The following is a 232-nucleotide window of genomic DNA, read 5'->3' on the forward strand; positions in this document are numbered from 1 at the left end:
CTGCTGGGCATGATGGCCACCCTGCGCGGCACCGGGCTGGCACTGGGCAGCGCCACCGACCTGAAGTCCATCCGCGGTTCGCTGGGCGCGCCGGTGGAAGGCCTGGCCGTGGCGTTCGGCACCTCGATGGCCGGCGTGGCCACCTCGGCCATGCTGGGCCTGCTGTCGGCGCTGTGCCGGCGCGAACGCCTGTTGGGCGGGCAGCAGCTGGATACCCGCATCGCCACCACCA

At 73.3% G+C, this 232-nt stretch carries 1 protein-coding gene; it reads left to right on the plus strand.

All coding sequences use genetic code 11. The annotated features are described in order from the left end of the window. On the plus strand, positions 1-232 hold a 232-nt coding region (locus ACQG3P_RS24615; RefSeq protein WP_426806512.1), incomplete at both ends, for a hypothetical protein.

The sequence above is a fragment of the Stenotrophomonas sp. SrG genome, assembly GCF_050031795.1.
In the GTDB taxonomy this organism is placed as follows: Bacteria; Pseudomonadota; Gammaproteobacteria; order Xanthomonadales; family Xanthomonadaceae; genus Stenotrophomonas; species Stenotrophomonas rhizophila_A.